Raw genomic sequence first — 18,887 nt, 5'->3', positions numbered from 1 at the left:
GAGGACGGCGAGCCGACCCGGCTGGTCCGAGGGTGGGTGCGGCACGGCCACCCTCACCCGCCGGATCCGGGTTAGCCTCGGATCATGGCCAAGGACAACGCGCTCGGGGAGTTCCTCCGGGCCCGCCGTGAACAGGTGGGCCCGGAGGAACTGGGCCTGCCCGCGGGCGGGTCGCGCCGGGTGGCGGGCCTGCGCCGCGAGGAGGTCGCGCTGCTGGCCGGCGTCAGCACCGACTACTACGTCCGGCTCGAGCAGGGCCGGGAGCGCAACCCGTCGGCGCAGGTCGTCGAGGCGCTCGCCCGCGGGCTGGCGCTGGACGACGACGCGGTCGCCCACCTCCACCGGCTCGCCCAGCCGGTCCCGGCGCGCCGGCGGTGGGCCCGGCGGCCGGAGCGGGTCAGCCCGAACCTGCTGCGCCTGATGGACAGCTGGCCGGGGACGCCCGCGGTGGTACTGGGCCGCTGCCTCGACGTGCTGGCGCGCAACGCGCTGGGCGAAGCGCTGTTCGCCGGGCACACCCACAGCGGTGACCTGGTCCGGCTGGTGTTCCTCGACCCGGACGCCCGCGAGTTCTACCCGGACTGGGAGCGCGTGGCCGTGAACACGGTCGGCGGCCTGCGGGCGGCCGCCGGGCTCGACCCCGACGACCCGCAGCTCATCGACACCGTCGGCGAGCTGTCGGTCAAGAGCGCCGACTTCCGCCGGCTGTGGGCGCGCCACGACATCCGGCAGAAGACCCACGAGACGAAGCGGTTCCGCCACCGGCTGGTCGGCGAGCTGGAGCTGAGCTACGAGGCGCTGACCGTCAACAGCGCCCCGGGCCAGCAGCTGGTCGTGTACCAGGCCGAGCCGGGCAGCCCGTCGGAAGCCGCGCTGGCCCTGCTGGGCAGTCTCGCCGCGTCCTGAACCATTTCCCAAACCATCCACAATGGACGGAGTAGTTCGCCGTGCCCGAAAACCCTGTCTGGTTCATCACCGGCTGCTCCACCGGCCTCGGCCGCGCACTGGCCGAAGCCGTGCTCGAGAACCCGTCGATGCGCGCGGTGGTCACCGCCCGCGACCCGGCGCGGATCACCGACCTCGCCGAGGCCCACGGCGAGCGTGCGCTGGCCCTGCCGCTCGACGTCACCGACCACGCCCAGGTCGTCGACGCCGTGGAGCGGGCCGAAGCGGCGTTCGGCCGGATCGACGTCCTGGTCGGCAACGCCGGCTACGGCTACCTCGCCGCGGTCGAGGAAGGCGAGGACGAAGAAATCCGGAAACTGTTCGACACCAACGTGTTCGGCCTCGCCGACGTCACCCGCGCGGTCCTGCCCGGCATGCGGGCGCGCCGCAGCGGCCACATCGTCACGGTGTCCTCGCTCGGCGGCCTGGCGGCCTTCGGGGCCACCGGCTACTACCACGCGACGAAGTTCGCCGTGGAAGGGCTTTCCGAGTCGCTGGCCGCCGAAGTGGCGCCGCTGGGCATCAAGGTGACCATCGTCGAGCCCGCCGCGTTCCGGACCAACTGGTCCGGGCCCTCGATGCGGCAGCCGGCGGTCCACATCGACGACTACGCCGGAACCGCGGGTGCGCGCCGGGAGGCGACGCTCGCCACCTACGGCCGCCAGCCGGGCGACCCGGCCCGCGCGGCCGAAGCGATCCTCACCGCCGTCGGCAGCGACGAACCGCCGCTGCGGCTGCTGCTCGGGCGGGCCGCCTACGACATCGCGACCGCCCGGCTCGACACCCTCCGCGCCACCTTCGACACCTGGCGCGAAACCACCCTCGCCGCCGACTTCCCGGAAGGAACCCTGTGAAGACCGTCCTCATCACCGGCGCCAGCAGCGGCATCGGCCGCGCCACCGCGTTGCGCCTCGCCCGCGAAGGCCACCACGTCGTGCTCGGCGCCCGGCGCGAAGACCGGCTGACCGCACTGGCGAAGGAGATCCACGACGCCGGCGGCACCGCCGACGTGCACCGCCTCGACGTCACCGACCGCGCGGACGTCGCCGCGTTCGCCGACTCGGCCGTCGAGGCGCACGGGCGGCTCGACGCCTTCGTCGCCAACGCGGGCGTGATGCCGTTGTCGCGCTTGGACTCCCTGCACGTCGAAGAGTGGGACCGGATGATCGACGTCAACGTCCGCGGCCTGCTGCACGGGATCGCGGCCGTCCTGCCGCACTTCCGCAGGCAGGGCGCCGGGCACTTCCTCACCATCGCCTCGACCGGCGCGCACGAGGTGGTGCCGACGGCCGCGGTCTACTGCGGCACCAAGTACGCGGCCCGGGCGATCACCGAGGGCCTGCGCCTGGAAGCCGACCCGGGCATCCGCGTGACGACGATCTCCCCCGGCGTCACCGAGTCCGAGCTGGCCGACAGCATCACCGAGCCGGGAGCGCAGGAGGCGATGCGCAGCTACCGCGCGGTGACCCTCCCGGCGGACGCCATCGCCGCGGCGGTCGCCTACGCGATCGGGCAGCCGGAGGGCGTCGACGTCAACGAGGTCATCGTCCGGCCCACCACCCAGCGGTAACGGCTCAGCGCTCCAGTTCGGCGATGACCCGCGGGATCTCGGCCACCAGCTCCCGCGCCAGCAGGCCGGTGCTGCCGGTGTCCGGGATCAGGCGCTGGCCGGCCACGGCGTGGACGTGCGTCGCCCAGCAAGCAGCCTGGTCCACGGCCGCGCCGCGGGCGAGGAAACCGCCCGTCAGGCCGGCCAGGACGTCGCCGCTGCCGGACGTCGCCAAGCCCACGTGGCCGCTGCCGTCGCGCCAGACCCCGCCGTCCGGCGAAGCGACGACACCCATCAGCAGCACCACGCCGCCGTAGCGCTCGGCGATCCGCACCGCCGTTTCCAGGTCGTCGACGTCCTTCTCCTCGCAGCCGTCGAGGTAGGCGGCTTCGACCCGGTTCGGCGTCAGGACGAGCCGGCCCGCCAGCGGTGCGGCGAGCGACGGGTCCCGGCTCAGCGCGCCGAGCGCGAACGCGTCCAGCACCACCCGCGCGTCCGGGGCGATCGCGGGGACCAGCCGCCGCAGCAGGTCTTCGGTCTCCGTGACGCCGGTCAAGCCGGGGCCCACCACGACGGTGCCGGCACCGGGCAGCACGTCCGCCAGCCGGTCGACGGCCGCGGCGGCGATCGCCCCGGTGCCGGTCTCCGGGAGCCCGGACACCGACGACTCGGGCACCGAGACGCCGATCGCCGTCGCGTGCCGTTCAGCGACCGCCAGCTGCAGCGTGCCCGCGCCGGCGCGCAGGGCGGCGGTGCCGGACAGCGCCGGTGCTCCCGGCACGGTCCGGGCGCCGCCGACGACGAGCACGGTGCCGCGGTCGTCCGCGCCGATCCGCCAGTCCCGCAGCAGGGCCGGGCTGATCGGCGCCGGGTCAGGTGAGCTGCTGCGCGGCATCGTCGTCCGCCGTCGGCGGGGTGTCGGTGGCGTGCAGGTGGCCGACCTCCTGGGCCAGCACCATCGTGAACCCGCCGTCGGAGTCGCGTTCCCACGCCGTGACCGAGCCGTTCGGGACCTCGGTGGCGTCGGCGGCCCGCAGCAGGTCGGGCTCGGGCAGGCCTTCGAGGAGGTAGCGCAGGGCGAAGACGGTCATCTCGTGCGCGGCGAGCAGAACGCGCTTTCCGGCGTGCTCCGCGCTCAGCTCGTTCAGCAGCGACCGCAGGCGCAGCACGACGTCCGCCCAGGACTCCCCGCCCGGCGGCCGGTAGTAGAACTTGCCCAGCCGCCGCTTGCGCCGCAGCTCGTCGGGCCACCGTTCGCGGACGCCGTGCGAAGTGAGCAGGTCGAGCACGCCGAGTTCGCGGTCGCGCAGCCGTTCGTCCGGGATGATCGGCACCCCGTCGGGCGCGGCCAGCCGCGCGGTGTCCCAGGCGCGGCGGTAGGTCGAGGTGATGATGACGTCCGGCCGGTGCTCCGCCAGGAACTCCCCCGCCGCCGATGCCTGTTCCCGGCCCAGGTCCGTCAGCGGCACGTCGGCGTCGCGTTCGGCGATGTCGATCACGTCCGTGCCGGCCGACTCCGCCTCTTCCCTGGCCATGTTCCCGGTGCTCTGGCCGTGCCGCAGCACACCCACCCAGTCCAAGTCGACGTTCACGCCGGCCTGGATACCCCGGGGGACCCGCCGTCGAAACCCGGGATGGTTAGGCCTGCAAACCAGTTGCGGCTAGGGTCGTTCCATGTCGCGAAGTCTCGACGCCCAGAACCGGCTGCAGCAGCTGGAGGCGATCCTCGGTGCTCCGGCCGCGCACCTCGGCCTGGCCGAGATGCTGGCCGAGACCCTCCGGCGCCTGCGCGAGGTGCTGGAGGTCGACACCGCGACCGTACTGCGGTACCAGCACAGCGGCCGCCAGCTGGTGGCTTTCGCCGCCGCGGGCATCGAAGAAGAGGTCCACCAGGGCGTGCGGGTGCCGGTGGGCAGCGGGTTCGCCGGCCGGGTCGCGCTCGAGCGGGCTCCCGTCATCCTCGACCACGTCGACGACACCACCGTCGTCAACTCCCTGCTGTGGGAACGCGGTCTGCACTCCATGCTCGGCGTCCCGATGCTGGCCGGGAGCGAGCTCGTCGGCGTGCTGCACATCGGTTCCGAGGCGCTCCGGCAGTTCGGCGAGCCCGAAGTGGCCACCATGCAGCTGGTGGCCGACCGGCTCGCGATGGCCATCCACCTGGAGGCGCAGGAGGAGAACCGCACCGCCACGATGGCGCTGCAGCGCAGCCTGCTGCCCAGCAGCCTGCCCGCCGTGTCCGGCCTGGACTTCGGCGCCCGGTACGTGCCCGGCGCGGAGACCGGGCTCGGCGGCGACTGGTACGACCTGTTCTCCCTGCCGGGTGACCGGCTCGGCGTCGTGATGGGGGACGTCTCCGGCCACGGCCTCGACGCGGCCGTGATCATGGGCCGGCTGCGCAGCGCCCTGCGGGCCTACGCCCTCGACTCCGAAAGCCCCGCCGAGGTGCTCGCCAAGCTCGACCGCAAGGCCAACCACTTCGAACACGGGGCGATGGCCACGGTGGCCTACGGGATCATCGGCCCGGACCGCGAGGCGCTGACGCTGTCGCTCGCCGGGCACCTGCCCCCGGTGCTCGCCCGGCCGGGCGAGGCCGGCGAGCTGATCGACTCGCCGCCGGATCCCCCGATCGGGCTCACCATCGGCGTGCCCGAACGCCGGACGACGGTGATCGAGCTGCCCGAGGAGGCCGTGCTGGTCTTCTACACCGACGGCTTGGTGGAGCGGCGCGACCGGCCGGTCGACGTCGGGATGGAGCAACTGGCGGACGCCGTGTACGCCGGCGAGCCCGAACGGGTCTGCGCGCAGGTCATGGCGGCGATGATCGGCAACCGGCCGGCCCAGGACGATGTCGCCCTGCTGGCCCTCCGGCGCCATGGCGTCCCGGCCGGTGCGTGACGCGGCCGGGACGATCCGGTCAGGACCCGGCCAGGGCCGCTTCCCGCGTCGGGAAGAGCGACAGGCTCTCCTCGAGCCCGGTCAGCTGGATCGGGCGCAGGGTGGCCCGGCCGGAGGCGACGATCCGGACCGCGGTGGCCGTGCCGGCGTTGCGGTGGATGGTCAGCAACGCGGTCAGCCCGGGCGACGCGAGGAACTCGACGCGGGTCAGGTCGACGACCAGCACCTGCGGCTGTTCCGCCAGCGCTTCGTCGGCCGCTTGCACGAGGGCGGGCGCGGTGGTCGTGTCCACGTCCCCGGCGACCTCGACGACGACCGCGTCCTCCTGCTCCGTCCGGGCGATCCGGAACTCCCCGAACGGCACAGCGGTGGCCGAGCTTTCGAAGTGGGTGTGCTCGGTCATGTGTTTCTCCTCGCCTTCAGCAGGCGCCACCGAACGACCGATGGGCGTGCGTGATCTCGAAGGCTGTCTGCTCAACCGCTCTCAATCATGCCTGCCCGGACGGCTCGCCGCCGCGTCAGCACCCCCCTGGCTTCACGCCGGGTCCCCGAGCAGGCAGGATGGGCGCCATGGGCGAACGGGACGTGACCGGGGACTCACTCGACGACGCCGCCGGCTCGGCGGGATCGGTCGCGTTGGAGACCCGCGACGGCGTGGCGGTGCTGCGGGTCGACGGCGCACTCGACCTGGCGCTGGCCCCGAAACTGCGCCGGCTGGCGGAACGGGCGGCCCGCCTGGAACCGTCGCTGCTCGTCATCGACCTCACCGATGTGACGTTCCTGGCCTCGGCGGGCATGGCCGAGCTCGTCCGGGCCCACCGCGGACCCGCCGCGTCGGCCCCGCTGCGGGTGGTGGCCACCGGCCGGATCACGCTGCGCCCGCTGCAGCTCACCCGGCTGGTCGACGAACTCGCCATCTACCCGTCGCTGTCCGACGCGTTGGTCCCCTGATGACGTCCCCGCCGGGATCCGACCCGCAGTTCGACACCGTCCTCGACGCCGTGCGCCGGGCCTTCACCGGCGGCGCTCCGGCGCCCACCGAGGTCCGCGCCCTCGGCCCGGCCGAGCTGCGTGCGGTGCTCGACGACCGCGTCGCGGCCGCGGTGACCGACCGCGGGGTGCTCGCGGACCTGGTGCCGGGCGAGGAAATCACCCGCGCGGTCGCCGTCGCGGCCGCCGACGGCGAGCGCGGCGCACTGGTCTACAGCACCCGGGACGTCGGCGAGGCCCCCGCGGCCCTCGCCGACGCCATCGAGGGTGTCACCGCCGGCCTGGCGGCCACCGTCCACCGGCTGCGGGGCGAGGCCGCGGTCCTGGACGCGCTGCACTCCACCGGCCGCGAACTGACCGCGCAGCTCGACATCGACCGGATCGTGCAGGACGCGACCGACGCCGCCACGAAGGCGACCGGCGCCGCCTTCGGCGCGTTCTTCTACAACCTGATCGACGAGTTCGGCGAGTCGTACACGCTGTACACGATCTCGGGCGTGCCACGGGAGGCGTTCGCCCGGTTCCCGATGCCGCGCAACACCGAGGTGTTCGGGCCGACGTTCGACGGCCTCGGGACCGTGCGCAGCCCCGACATCACGCAGGACCCGCGGTTCGGCAAGAACGCGCCCCACCACGGCATGCCCGAGGGGCACCTGCCCGTGTGCAGCTACCTCGCCGTCTCCGTGCTCGGCCCGACCTCCGGTGCGGTGCTGGGCGGGTTCTTCTTCGGCCACCCGGAGCCCGGCCGGTTCACCGCGCGGCACGAATACCTCGCCGAGGGCATCGCCGCCTACAGCGCCATCGCGCTGGACAACGCCCGGCTCTACGAGCGCGAGCGCAACCTCGCCACCGAGCTGTCCCGGAGCATGCTGCCGGTCGCCCCGCCCACCCCGGGCCTGGACGTGCTCACGCGGTACCTGCCCGCCGCCACCGGCAGCAAGGTCGGCGGCGACTGGTTCGACGTGCTCCGGCTGCCGTCCGGCGACACCGCGTTCGTCATCGGCGACGTCGTCGGCCACGGCATCCGGGCGGCGACGGTGATGGGCCAGGTCCGGACGGCGATCCGCAGCTACGCCCGGCTGGAGCTGCCGCCGTCGGAGGTGCTGCGCAACGTCTCCGAGCTGACCGCCGGGCTGTTCGACGAGAGCTTCGTGACCTGCTTCTACGCGGTCCACCGGCCCGCCGACGGGACGCTCGCCTACGCGAACGCCGGCCACCTGCCCGCGATCATCGTCCGCCCGGGTGAGCCGCCCGAGCAGATCGGCGAGGCGCTGGCGCAGCCGCTGGGCGTCGGCTCGGTGTTCCCGCAGCGCACCGCGGGCTTCCCGGTGGGCGCGGACCTGGTGCTCTACACCGACGGGCTGGTCGAAAGCCGCACCCGTGACCTCACCCTGGGCATCGAATGGCTGCTGGCGGGTATCCCCGCCCTGCTGACCGCGGCCGATCTCGAGACGGCGTGGGACAAGCTCGTCGACGAACTGACGCGCGGACGGCACGACGACGACATCGCCGTGATCCACGTGCGCCACCGCGGAGAGGACACCCCATGACGGACCCCCTTCCGCCGGGCGCGCCCGCTCCCCCGGGCTCGTTCCACCACCGCACGGCCGCGATCGCCGAACGGCTGCCGGCCTTGCGGGAAGCCCTGGCCCGGTGGCTGGCCACCCTCCACCTGAGCGCCGAACGGCGGGAGGACATCGTCCTCGCCGGCTACGAGGCGATGGCCAACTCGGCCGAGCACGCCTACCCGGACGGGGAGGCCGGCCCGGTCGAGGTCCGGGCCGAGGCACTGCCTGGACGGCTGACGGTGACGGTCACCGACTACGGCGCCTGGCGCCCGCCCGCCGCCTCGAACGGCCTGCGCGGACGCGGCCTGCTGCTGATCGACACCCTGGCCGACCACAGCGCCCAGGTGCACCGCGACGACGGCACCACGGTCACCATGACGTGGCTGCTCGGCTGACCGTCCGGGGTGTGCCGAGCGGCACCCGGCGGGCCGGTGGCCGGTCGAGTAGGCTCGGCCGGGGTCGCGTGAACCTGGAGTGTGATGAGCGTCGGGGAAGAGGCCGCCCACCGGGCCGTGTTTCCGGGGGCCAGCCGGATGGCCGCCCGGATGCGGGATTTCGACTGGGCGTCGTCCCCGCTCGGCGAGCCCGGTGACTGGCCGTCGAGCCTGACGACGGCGGTCCGGATCTGCCTCACCTCCCGCTTCCCGATGATCGTCTGGTGGGGGCCGCAGCTGCGGTTCCTCTACAACGACGCCTACCTGCCGCTGCTGGGCACCAAGCACCCGGCGCTGGACAAGCCGGGCTCGGAGGTCTGGGCCGAGATCTGGCACATCATCGGACCGATGCTGGAAAGCGTGATGACCACCGGCCAGGCGACCTGGTCGGAGGACATGCTGCTGCCGATGAACCGGCACGGCTACTGGGAAGAGACCTACTGGACGTACTCCTACAGCCCGGTGCACGACGACGAAGGCACCGTGCGGGCGGTGTTCACCGCGGTCTCCGACACGACCGAGCGGGTGATCGGCGCCCGGCGCCTGGCGACGCTGCGCGAGCTGAGCGCCCAGGCCGGCCGCGCCCGGAGCGTGGGCGAGGCCTGTGAGCTGGTCGCCGAGGTGCTGGGCCGGGCCGGCGCCGACGTCCCGTACGCCGCGATCCACATCCGGGACGACGACGGCGGCCTCGCGCTCGCGGCCGTCACCCCGGGCGGCGAAGGCGCGGGTGACGACGCCGACTGGCCGCTGAAGGACGTGCTCGCCGACGGTGTCCCGCGGACGGTTTCGGGTGACGCGTCCGGCGAGCTGCCCGCGGGCAGCTGGTCCACCCCGCCGACCGAGGCGATGGTGCTGCCGCTGCCCGGTGACGCCGGGGACGCCGCGACCGGCGTCATCGTGCTGGCCGCCAGCGCCGGTCGCGCCCTCGACGAGTCCTACCGGACCTTCCTCGGGCTGGTCGCCCAGCAGACGACGGCGCTGGTCAACGGCGCGATCGCCTACCAGGTCCAGCAGCAGCGCGCCGAGGAGCTCGCCGCGCTCGACGCGGCGAAGACGACGTTCTTCGCCAACATCAGCCACGAGTTCCGGACCCCGCTGACCCTGATCCAGGGTCCGGCCGCCGAGCTGCGGGAGGCGCTGGACGGCGCCGGCGACCGGGTGCGGGAAGAGGTCGACGTCATCCAGCGCAACGCGCTGCGGCTGGGCCGGCTGGTGAACAACCTGCTCGACTTCTCCCGGATCGAAGCCGGCCGCATGCAGGCGCGCTTCGAACCGGTGGACCTCGGGACCTTCACCGCGGAGCTCGCCAGCGTCTTCCGCGCCGCCGTCGAGCGGGCCGGCCTGGCGTTCGAAGTGGACTGCCGCCCGTCGGCCGAGCCGGTGCACGTCGACCGCGGGATGTGGGAGAAGGTCGTCTTCAACCTGCTGTCCAACGCGGTCAAGTTCACCTTCGAGGGCGCGATCCGGGTGACGAGCACCGTGGCCGACGGTCACGCCGTGGTCGCCGTGTCCGACACCGGGATCGGGATCGACGCCGCCGAGCTGCCGCGCCTGTTCGAGCGGTTCCACCGGATCCCGACGGCACGGGCGCGGTCGAACGAGGGCAGCGGGATCGGCCTGGCACTGGTGCGCGAGCTCGTCGGCATGCACGGCGGCGCGGTCACCGTGGAGAGCGCACCGGGCGCCGGGACGACGTTCCGGGTCCGGGTCCCGCTGGGCACCCGGCACCTGCCCGCCGAGCACGTCGTCGACGAGCCGACGACCGGCGGGCCGGCCGCGGAGTCGGCGGAAGCGTACGTCCAGGAAGCCCTGCGCTGGCTGCCGGGCGACGACCAGCCCGCCTCGCCCGCGCCGGCCGGGGCCGCGGGTGCCCGCTTGCTGGTCGCCGACGACAACGCCGACATGCGCGACTACCTCGTCCGGCTGCTGCGCGACGACTACGCGGTGACCGCGGTGCGCGACGGCGTCGAGGCGTTCGCCGCCGCCTGCGCCGAGCCACCCGAGCTGATCATCAGCGACGTCATGATGCCGCGCCTGGACGGCCTCGGGCTGCTCGCCGAGCTGCGCGGCGACCCGCGCACCGCCGCCGTGCCGGTGCTGCTGCTCTCGGCGCGGGCCGGTCAGGAAGCCGCCGTCGACGGGTTGGCCGCGGGGGCCGACGACTACCTCGTGAAGCCGTTCTCGGCGCAGGAGCTGCTCGCGCGGGTGCGCACGACCGTCCAGCTGGCGAGGCTGCGGACGCAGCACGCGCGGTGGCGGGCGGCGATGATCGACTCGCTGCAGGAAGGCTTCTTCGTCTGCGACGGCGACGGCCGCGTCGTGGAGATCAACACGGCGTTCACCGAGCTGCTGGGCTACGGCGCCGACGGGCTGCCCTACGCCCCGGCGTTCCCGTGGTGGCCGGACGCCGACGCCGAATCCGCCGCCCACCGCGAGGTCGCCGAGGCGTTCGGCGGCGCGTGGGACCGGCCCGGCGGCAGCTTCGTGCTGCCGATGCGCCACCGCGACGGGCACCGGCTCTGGGTCGAGGTCGCCTACAGCCGGCTGCAGGACGACGAAGGCCGCCGCCGGCTCGTCGGCACGATCCGCGACGTCACGGCCGAGCGCTACGCCGTCCAGCGGGAAAGCGCGCTGGCGTCGATGAACCAGCGCCTCGCCGGGATCAGCGGCGCACCCGAGGTCCTGCGCACCGCGCTGGAGCTGCTGCGCGAGCTCTGGGACGCCCAGCGCGTGCTCGCGGTGACCTGGCCGCGCGACGGCGAACCGGAGCTCGCCTCCACCGATCCCGCCGACCGGCACTGGACCGGCCTCGCCGAGCCGCTGCGCGCGACCCTCGACCACATCCGCTCGCTCCCGGCGTTGCACGCGACGCCGGCCGACAGCGGCGCGGGCACCACCGTCGACCACCCCGGCGGCCGGCTGACGCTGTGGGTCGACCCCGCCCCGGGCCGTCCGTTCGGCACCGAAGACCGCACGCTGCTGGCCCTGCTCGCCGGGACGCTCGCGCACGCCCTGCGCCGCGCCCACCGCGACGACCGGCAGCGGGAGGTGGCCCTGGCGCTGCAGCGCTCCATCCTGGGCCCGGCCGAGCTCCCCGACGGCTTCGCCGTGCGCTACGAGCCGGCGAACCCGCCCTTGGAGGTCGGCGGCGACTGGTACGACGTCGTCCCGCTGGCCGGCGACCGGATCGGCATCGTCGTCGGCGACTGCGTGGGCCGGGGCCTCGCCGCGGCCGCGGTGATGGGGCAGCTGCGCAGCGCCTGCCGGGCGCTGCTGCTCGAAGCCAGCAGCCCGCGGGACACGCTGGCCGCACTCGACCGCTTCGCCTGGCGGCTGCCCGGCGCCCTGTGCACCACCGTCTTCTGCGGCGTCCTCGACCCGGCCACCGGCACGCTGACCTACAGCAGCGCGGGGCACCTGCCCGCCACGCTGGTGCACCGCGACGGCACGGCGCAGCTGCTGGAGGAGGGCAGCAGTGTGCCGCTGGCCGTCCGCGTCGTCGCGCCGCGCCCGGAGGCCAAGGCGGTCGTGCCGATCGGCTCGCTGCTGGTGCTCTACACCGACGGGCTGGTGGAGCGCCGCCGCGAGTCGCTCGACGACGGCATGGACCGGGCCACCACGGTCGCCCACGACACGCGGGACGCGGACCTGGCCGACGTGGCGACCGCGCTGATGGACCGGCTCCGCCCGGACGACGGCTACGAGGACGACGTCGCGCTGCTGCTCTACCGCCGGTCGGTCCCCCCGCTGGACTTCGAGTTCGCGGCGGACCCGGACCACCTCGCCTCGTCCCGGCACTGGCTGCGGGCCTGGCTGGCGAACGCGGCCATCGAACCGGACCTGGCGCAGGACGTGCTGGTCGCGGCGGGTGAAGCCTGCGCCAACGCCGTCGAGCACGCCTACGGCGACGGTGCCGGGGCCACCGCGCACCTGGCGGCCCGGCTCACCGGCGCGCACCTGGTGGTCACCGTGACCGACCGGGGCCGCTGGCGGCAGCCGCCACCGGACAACCACGTGCTGCGCGGGCGCGGCGTGCCGATGATGCGCGCGCTGGCCGACGCGGTCGCCTTCCGGCACGACCCGGCCGGGACCACCGTCACGCTGGAATGGAGGATCGGTTCGTGACGACGGCACTCACGCTGGTCAGTGACCCGGGGGACGACGGCGACCGCGTCCTGTCCGTCACCGGCGAGATCGACATGAGCAACGCCGCGGAGTTCGGCGCGGCGCTGGACCGCGAGCTGGCGGCGGGGACCGGCGTCACCGTCGACCTCACCGGGGTCACCTACCTCGACAGCGCCGGCATCGCGGTGCTGTTCGACCGGGCGGGCGAGCACGACCTGCGGCTGCTCGCACCGCGGCTGCTCGACCGGGTACTGCGGGTGTCCGGGCTCGCCAGGGTCGCGAAGGTCATGATCCGCTGAACGGTTGACTTCCGGCCGACGGGGTAAGCGGGCGGCAGCGACGGCCGCGGGTGGGTTGTGCTGCCGTCCGTCGCCAGGTGGCCCCGGCGCCCAACCCTCGACGTTCAGCAGTGAGCGGCGGGCCGGAGCCACCGCTTTCTCCCGGCCGGTGTCGCGGTTTCGATGTTGCGGAACACGCGGCGAACGCGAGTAGTGTTTTGCTGCTGCCGTTGAAGCAGCAGCGGTCCGGCACGAGCCGCAGCCGTCGGGACGGAGATGACGCCAGTGAACGGTGAGCCGATCCGGCCCGAGCACCTGGACGAGCTGACCGCCGCGATGGCGGACCTCACGGGCGCTCTGGAAACCGAACCCGCCGAAGCCGAGGTTCTCGAGGCCGTCTGCGCCGAAGCCGTCCGCGCCATCCCCGGCGCCGACATGGCGAGCATCACCGCGATCCGGGACGGCGAAGCGACGACCGCGGCCACCACCGACGAGCGTGCCGTCGAGATCGACGCGGCCCAGTACGCGGCCGGCGCGGGTCCCTGCCTGCAGGCGGCGGCGACCGGCGAAGTCGTCCGGGTACCGCTCGCCTCCGCCGGGGCGGCGTGGCCGGAGTTCACCGGGCGTGCCCGGGAACTCGGGGTCGGCAGCTACCTCGCCGCACCACTGCGCGTCGACGAACGCCTGTCCGGTGCGCTCAACCTCTTCGGCTACGGCGACCACGGGTTCGCGGAGACCGACTCGCGGCTGCTGCAGCTCTACACCACGGTCGTCTCGTTCGGGCTGCGCACCACGCGGCGCTACCGCCAGGCCCGGCAGCGCGCCGTCGACCTCGAGGCGGCGATGCGGTCGCGGGCGGTGATCGAGCAGGCCAAGGGCATCCTGATGGCCGTGCACCGGATCAGCGCCGACGACGCCATGAAGCGGCTGGTGACGGAGTCGCAGCGGACCAACGTGAAGCTCCGGGACATCGCCACCCGGTTCGTCGACGACCTGTCTTCGACGCCGTCGCGCTGACCGCTCAGGCCGTCCGGCGGGCCGGGAACGGCCAGGTCAGCGTGATGATCGTGCCCCCGTCCGTCGAGCGCACGTCGAGCCCGTCGACCAGGGCCTGGATCAGCCGCAGCCCGCGGCCGCCGTCCGCGCGCTCGGCCACCGTCGCCCACCGGCCCTGGTCGGCGACGGTGACGATCAGCACCTCCTGGTCGATCCGGGCGCGGACGTCGATCAGCCCGGGGCGCCCGTGGTAGGCGTGGTCCAGCACGTTCGCCATCGCTTCCCAGCAGGCCAGCACGACGTCGTCGGCCTGCCGCCCCACCTCGTCACCGGCCCGCCGACGCAACCAGGACACCAGGTGCCGGCGCAGGCTCGGCAGCGTCCGTGGCGAAATCGTGCCGCGGTACCGCCATCCGTCGGATCCCAGCGTTTCCACGTTCACCTCCTCGGGGGACATCGGGTTTGCTACCCACCGGTCGGGATTCTCAACCACCGGTAAAGCCGCGGTGGCACCGTTCGGCCCTGGTGCGCTCCGGGCGGTCGTGATCGGATGGGCGGATGATCCGGTCGACGTCGTCCGTGGTGCTGTGCGCGGTGCTCGCCGCCACCCTCCTGCCCGCCCCGGTGGCCACCGCGGCCCCGGCCCCCGGACCGGGGGCCGTCTCGCACTTCGGCTTGGCCCGCAAGGACTGCCTGGGCACCGCCCGGAACACGACGAGCAAGGCGTGGTTCACCGTCGCCGGCGGCGTGCTGTCCGACGTCTACGCGCCGGTGATCGACAACACGAACGTCGAAACCCTGCAGTTCGCCGTCACCGACGGCGCCACCTTCACCGACCTGCAGGCGCGGGACATGACCTACACCGTCCGCACGAGCGCGGGCGGGATGGCGTGCGAGGTGACGTCGACCCCGCGCAGCGGGCGGTACCGGCTGGTCACCGACTACCTGACCGACCCCGCCCGGACCGGCGTGCTCATCCGGACGCGGCTGGAACCGCTGCGGGACTCCGGGCGCGACCTCAAGGTCTACGTGCGGTTCGACGCGAGCATCAACGGCAACGGCGGGGGCGGCCCGGCCAACGGTGGCGGTGACACGGCCACGGTGGACCCGGCGACGTCCGCGCTGGTCAGCGCGGACACCACCACGGTGTCCAGCGCCCCGGCCCGCGACTACGGCACCCCGCTGGCCGCCGCGCTGCGCGCCGACCGCCGGTTCCTGACCACGAGCAGCGGCTTCGCCGGCACCGCGGGCGACGGGCTGGCCCAGCTGGACCGCGACCACCGGCTCACCGACCCGACGCCGTCGGCGGTGAACGGCAACGTCGTCCAGACCGCGCAGCTGGACCTGCAGCCGCACCGGCCGTCCGTGCTGGCGCTCGGCTTCGGCGCGGACGCGCGGGCCGCCGTCGCCACGGCCGGGGCGAGCCTGCGCACGCCGTTCGAGGCGAGCTACCGGCAGTACGCGCGCGAGTGACGTGACTACGACAACGGGCTGATTCCGTTGCGAGGCAAGGACTCTGACCCCTACTACCAGTCGGTCAACGTGCTGAAGGCCAGTGAGGACAAGACGTTCCCGGGCGCGGTCGTGGCTTCGCTCGGCAGCCCGTGGGGCCAGGCGGTGTCCGCGGGTGACGCGCCCGGCGGGAAGCCGGTCTACTTCGGCTCCTACCGCGAGATCTTCGCCCGCGACCTCTACGAAAGCTTCTCCGGCCTGCTGTCCGCCGGCGACCGCGAGACAGCGCGGGCGAGCGTGCGGTGGCTGTTCTCCCGCCAGCAGCAGCCGGACGGGCGGTTCCCGCGCAACTCGCTGCTCAACGGCAAGAAGGCGCCCGACTCCGGCGGTGACCAGCTCGACGAGAGCGCGTACCCGATCCTGATGGCGTTGCAGGCCGGGCTCGACCGCGACCACGCGCTCTACACCGGCCACATCCGCGCGGCCGCGGACTTCGTCGTCGCGCACGGACCGGCGTTCGGCTCGGAGCGGTGGGAGGAACAGGGCGGCTACTCCCCCTCGACGATCGCGGCGGAGATCGCCGGGCTCGTCGCCGCCGGCGTGATCGCCGACCGCAACGGCGACAGTGCCCGCGCGAACGTCTACCGCGCCACCGCCGACCACTTCCAGCGCAGCACCAAGGGCTGGACGGTCACGCAGAACGGGCCGTACGGCGGCCGGTACTTCCTGCGGCTGACGAAGAACGGCGACCCGAACTCGGAGTGGAACTACAACCTGGGCAACGGCTCGATCGACGCCGACCAGCGCGCCGTCGTCGACGCCGGGTTCCTCGAGCTGACGCGCCTGGGCGTGCTGCCCGCGAACGACCCGGACGTCACCGCGTCGCTCGCCGTCGTGGACCGCGTGATCAAGCGCGACACCCCGGCCGGCCCGGGCTGGTACCGCTACGGCACTTCGGCGGCGGGCAGCGAAGACGGGTACGGCGACTGCTACGAGCCCGATCCGACGAACTGCGGCCCGACCGGGGCACCCTGGCCGTCGACGAACACCGGCTCCGGGCACCTCTGGCCGGTGCTCGCCGGCGAACGCGGCGAGCAGGCCGTGCAGACCGGCGACCGGGCCGGCGCGGCGGCGCTGCTGCGCGCGATGCGGGGGCAGACGGGCGGCACCGGCCTGATCCCCGAGCAGGTCTGGGAGGACCCGGCGCTGCCCGCGTCGCCGTACGGGTCGGACCCGCGGACGGCGTCGATCGGCTTCACGCCGGGGCAGCCCGCCGGCTCGGTCGCGCCGCTGAGCTGGGCGCAGTCGGAGTCGGTGCGGCTGGCCAGGGCGCTGGCCGACGGGCGGCTGCCCGAGCAGCCCGCCGACGTCCGCTCGCGGTACGTCTCGCACGCACCGCCCGCGGCGCTGGCGGTGACCCTGGACGCGCCCGCGTCGGTGTCCACCGCGACCGCGCCGGTCACCGGCACCGCGCCCGCCGGCAGCCGGGTCGACATCGCCGTTTCCGCCACCGACGCGGGCACGACGTCCGTGCTGTCGACGCGGGCTTCGGCGGCGGGGACGTTCAGCGCTTCGGTTCCGACGCCGCTGGGCGCGAACGTCGTCACGGCGACCGCGACGGGCGCGGGCACCGGCTACGCGCAGAAGACGATCAGCTCGGACTTCGTCACCGGCACGGTCCTGCTGGACACGACCGACCCGGACGGCGACGACAACGGCCCGGGCACGTACACCTACCCGACGGCGGGCGACTTCCACGCCGGCGCGTTCGACCTGCAGCGGTTCCAGGTCATCGATGCGGGCCCCACCCTGGTGTTCCGGGCGCAGGTCCGGGACCTGACCCCGACGTTCGGCTCGCCGCTGGGCGCCCAGCTGCTGACCATCTACGGGCACGACCCGGCCGCGGCGGCGACGTCGACCGCGGCGCCGTTCCCGAGCCGGGCGTACACGATCGCACCGCAGGACGCGTGGAGCCGGCGCATCGAAGTCCAGGGCTTCGCCGAGCCCGCGCTCGTCGACGCTTCGGGCGCTTCCCTGGCGACGCCGTCCGTGCAGGCTTCGCAGGCAACGCGGTACATCACGGTCAGCGTGGCGAAGGCGGCCTTCGGGACGCCGGGGCCGGGCTGGACGTTCGCCGTGGTGCTGACCGGCCAGGACGGCAACTCGCCGGACCAGGCGCGGCCGTTCACGCCGACGGCGGGCCAGTACACGTTCGGCCTGTGCGCACCGGGCGGGACGGCGCCGATCTGCGCGGCGGACCCGGCGACCGCGCCCAAGGCGTTCGACGTGCTGACGCCGTCGGGCGTGGACCAGAAACTCGAGCTGGATCCGACCCGCGGGCCGGTTTCGGTGCGCGGGGTGCCGGTGGTCTGACAGGCTGGCCGGCGTGATCGACGAATTCGCGAAGGACTACCTGCACGGCGACCTGCGCGAGGTGCGCGAAGAGCTGGTCGGGAAGCTCGACGGGCTGAGCGAGTACGACGTCCGCCGTCCCCTGACGGCGACCGGCACCAACCTGCTCGGTCTCGTCAAGCACCTGACCCTGACCGAGGCACGGTACTTCGGCGAGGTCTTCGGCCGTCCGTTCCCGGCACCGCTGCCCCGGTGGGACGACCGCGCGGCACGCGGCGCGGACATGTGGGCGACCGAGAACGAGACCCGCGCGGAGCTCGTCGATGGCTACCGCCGGGCCTGGGCCCACTCCGACGCGACGATCGCGGCGCTCGCCGTCGACGCGCCGGGCCACGTGCCGTGGTGGCCGCGCCCGGACGTGCTGTTGTTCAACATCCTGGTGCACGTGCTCACCGAGACGAACCGTCACGCCGGCCACGCCGACATCCTGCGCGAGCAGCTCGACGGCTCGCTGGCCACCGGCAGCCACCACGACGCGCAGTTCTGGGCGGCGCGCCGCGCCGAGGTCGAGCGCGCGGCCCGCGCGGCCGGAGTGCCCTCGTAAGCCTGCGGTCAGAGCCGGCTGAGGCCGTGGAGGATGCGCTTCATCAGATCCATGCTCGGCCGGTTGCCGTTGCCGCGCTTCGCGGTGTGCACGGCGACGAGCCCGCGGTCCGCGAGGTCCGAGAGCAGGACGCGAGCCACCCCGAGCGGCAGCCGCCGCCGCGCGGCGACCTCGGCCACCGACTGCGAAGTGCGGCACAGCACGCAGATTTCCGACTCTTCCGCCGTGCTCCCGCGCGTCATCGCCCGCCCGCGCGCGGTGGTCGAGACGAGCGTCTCGACGGGGAGATCACGCGTCGGACGCGTCCGGCCGTGGGTGCGGAAGTACGGGCGAACGAGCCCAGCGGCCCCTCCGTCGTCGAGCGCGGTCCCCCAGTGCACAGCCAGCTCCTCACGGCGATTAATCCTTGTAGGCGATTATTCGACACCGTGATCGACTCCACCGCAATCGTCCGAACAGGCTAACGGACGGTAAACTACTGGTCAGGGGCACGCCGTTGGGCGACACCACCCCGAGGGATGAAGGTCATCCGGCGGGATTACTCAGACTCCTGACAATCTTGTCCGCTTCCGCGCCTTCCGGGCGTTGGCCAGCAGGCGCGTCATCGTTCGCCGCCACCGCCGGGCGGCGGCGAACTCCGCCTGCACCTCGGCTATCCGTGCGTGCAAGTAGGCGTCGGAAATCATCGAAGGCTCC

Annotated in this window: 18 protein-coding genes; 13 read left to right on the top strand and 5 right to left on the bottom strand. The window is 73.8% G+C overall.

Annotated elements, in window-relative coordinates; translation table 11 throughout:
* Positions 1 to 84 precede the first annotated feature (84 nt).
* Genes ACLJPY_RS41340 through ACLJPY_RS41330 form a run of 3 tightly spaced genes read left to right on the top strand, consistent with a single transcriptional unit; the run spans position 85 to position 2,515 of the window.
* Positions 85 to 906, top strand: a complete 822-nt coding sequence (locus ACLJPY_RS41340) for a helix-turn-helix transcriptional regulator (protein ID WP_410596425.1) — start codon at positions 85 to 87, stop codon at positions 904 to 906.
* A gap of 41 nt (positions 907 to 947) precedes the next feature.
* Positions 948 to 1,799, top strand: a complete 852-nt coding sequence (locus ACLJPY_RS41335; protein WP_410596424.1) for an oxidoreductase — start codon at positions 948 to 950, stop codon at positions 1,797 to 1,799.
* Positions 1,796 to 2,515: an SDR family oxidoreductase gene (locus ACLJPY_RS41330; protein ID WP_410596423.1), complete on the top strand. Its 720-nt coding sequence runs from the start codon at positions 1,796 to 1,798 to the stop codon at positions 2,513 to 2,515. Before ACLJPY_RS41335 ends, ACLJPY_RS41330 begins: the two co-directional genes overlap by 4 nt.
* Positions 2,516 to 2,519: 4 nt before the next feature.
* On the opposite strand, the gene ACLJPY_RS41325 is transcribed toward ACLJPY_RS41330, so the two are convergent.
* Positions 2,520 to 3,389: an NAD(P)H-hydrate dehydratase gene (locus ACLJPY_RS41325; protein WP_410596422.1), complete on the bottom strand. Its 870-nt coding sequence runs from the start codon at positions 3,387 to 3,389 to the stop codon at positions 2,520 to 2,522.
* Positions 3,367 to 4,086, bottom strand: coding sequence for a histidine phosphatase family protein (locus tag ACLJPY_RS41320; RefSeq protein WP_410596421.1), 720 nt, complete (start codon positions 4,084 to 4,086; stop codon positions 3,367 to 3,369). The genes ACLJPY_RS41325 and ACLJPY_RS41320 overlap by 23 nt, the downstream gene beginning before the upstream one ends.
* Before the next feature lie 82 nt (positions 4,087 to 4,168).
* Between ACLJPY_RS41320 and ACLJPY_RS41315 the strand changes: the two genes are divergently transcribed.
* Positions 4,169 to 5,392: a PP2C family protein-serine/threonine phosphatase gene (locus ACLJPY_RS41315; protein WP_410596420.1), complete on the top strand. Its 1,224-nt coding sequence runs from the start codon at positions 4,169 to 4,171 to the stop codon at positions 5,390 to 5,392.
* A 19-nt stretch (positions 5,393 to 5,411) separates the two neighbouring features.
* Here ACLJPY_RS41315 and ACLJPY_RS41310 read toward each other — a convergent pair whose 3' ends face one another.
* Positions 5,412 to 5,795, bottom strand: a complete 384-nt coding sequence (locus tag ACLJPY_RS41310; protein ID WP_410596419.1) for an STAS domain-containing protein — start codon at positions 5,793 to 5,795, stop codon at positions 5,412 to 5,414.
* A gap of 167 nt (positions 5,796 to 5,962) precedes the next feature.
* Here ACLJPY_RS41310 and ACLJPY_RS41305 point away from each other — a divergent pair, with 167 nt between their 5' ends.
* The 6 genes from ACLJPY_RS41305 (at position 5,963) to ACLJPY_RS41280 (ending at position 13,804) form a co-directional block, all read left to right on the top strand.
* The gene (locus ACLJPY_RS41305; RefSeq protein ID WP_410596418.1) at positions 5,963 to 6,343 is read left to right on the top strand and encodes an STAS domain-containing protein; all 381 of its coding nucleotides are present in this window, start codon (positions 5,963 to 5,965) and stop codon (positions 6,341 to 6,343) included.
* Complete coding sequence (locus tag ACLJPY_RS41300; RefSeq protein ID WP_410596417.1) at positions 6,343 to 7,932, top strand: PP2C family protein-serine/threonine phosphatase; 1,590 nt, start codon at positions 6,343 to 6,345, stop codon at positions 7,930 to 7,932. The genes ACLJPY_RS41305 and ACLJPY_RS41300 overlap by 1 nt, the downstream gene beginning before the upstream one ends.
* Positions 7,929 to 8,345, top strand: coding sequence for an ATP-binding protein (locus tag ACLJPY_RS41295; protein WP_410596416.1), 417 nt, complete (start codon positions 7,929 to 7,931; stop codon positions 8,343 to 8,345). The genes ACLJPY_RS41300 and ACLJPY_RS41295 overlap by 4 nt, the downstream gene beginning before the upstream one ends.
* A gap of 84 nt (positions 8,346 to 8,429) precedes the next feature.
* Entirely contained in the window at positions 8,430 to 12,509 is a 4,080-nt protein-coding gene (locus ACLJPY_RS41290; protein WP_410596415.1) for a SpoIIE family protein phosphatase, read from the top strand.
* Positions 12,506 to 12,808, top strand: a complete 303-nt coding sequence (locus ACLJPY_RS41285; protein ID WP_410596414.1) for an STAS domain-containing protein — start codon at positions 12,506 to 12,508, stop codon at positions 12,806 to 12,808. Before ACLJPY_RS41290 ends, ACLJPY_RS41285 begins: the two co-directional genes overlap by 4 nt.
* A gap of 264 nt (positions 12,809 to 13,072) precedes the next feature.
* Positions 13,073 to 13,804 (top strand): ANTAR domain-containing protein, encoded by a 732-nt coding sequence (locus ACLJPY_RS41280; protein WP_410596540.1) that lies wholly within the window; start codon positions 13,073 to 13,075, stop codon positions 13,802 to 13,804.
* 4 nt (positions 13,805 to 13,808) lie between these two features.
* On the opposite strand, the gene ACLJPY_RS41275 is transcribed toward ACLJPY_RS41280, so the two are convergent.
* Positions 13,809 to 14,219: an ATP-binding protein gene (locus ACLJPY_RS41275; protein ID WP_410596413.1), complete on the bottom strand. Its 411-nt coding sequence runs from the start codon at positions 14,217 to 14,219 to the stop codon at positions 13,809 to 13,811.
* Between the two features lie 122 nt (positions 14,220 to 14,341).
* Between ACLJPY_RS41275 and ACLJPY_RS41270 the strand changes: the two genes are divergently transcribed.
* The 3 genes from ACLJPY_RS41270 to ACLJPY_RS41260 are packed head-to-tail and all read left to right on the top strand — an operon-like array spanning position 14,342 to position 18,191.
* Positions 14,342 to 15,256, top strand: a complete 915-nt coding sequence (locus ACLJPY_RS41270) for a hypothetical protein (RefSeq protein ID WP_410596412.1) — start codon at positions 14,342 to 14,344, stop codon at positions 15,254 to 15,256.
* Positions 15,257 to 15,283: 27 nt separating this feature from the next.
* A complete protein-coding gene (locus tag ACLJPY_RS41265) occupies positions 15,284 to 17,608 on the top strand; it encodes a glucodextranase DOMON-like domain-containing protein (protein ID WP_410596411.1) in 2,325 nt (774 codons plus the stop codon).
* A gap of 13 nt (positions 17,609 to 17,621) precedes the next feature.
* Positions 17,622 to 18,191 (top strand): DinB family protein, encoded by a 570-nt coding sequence (locus ACLJPY_RS41260; RefSeq protein WP_410596410.1) that lies wholly within the window; start codon positions 17,622 to 17,624, stop codon positions 18,189 to 18,191.
* An 8-nt stretch (positions 18,192 to 18,199) separates the two neighbouring features.
* On the opposite strand, the gene ACLJPY_RS41255 is transcribed toward ACLJPY_RS41260, so the two are convergent.
* The gene (locus ACLJPY_RS41255; protein ID WP_410596409.1) at positions 18,200 to 18,571 is read right to left on the bottom strand and encodes a DUF742 domain-containing protein; all 372 of its coding nucleotides are present in this window, start codon (positions 18,569 to 18,571) and stop codon (positions 18,200 to 18,202) included.
* Positions 18,572 to 18,887: the final 316 nt, after the last annotated feature.

The sequence above is a fragment of the Amycolatopsis sp. lyj-23 genome, assembly GCF_046549135.1.
In the GTDB taxonomy this organism is placed as follows: Bacteria; Actinomycetota; Actinomycetes; order Mycobacteriales; family Pseudonocardiaceae; genus Amycolatopsis.
Note: the sequence above shows the minus strand (reverse complement) of the source record. Positions and strands in the feature narration are given on the sequence as shown.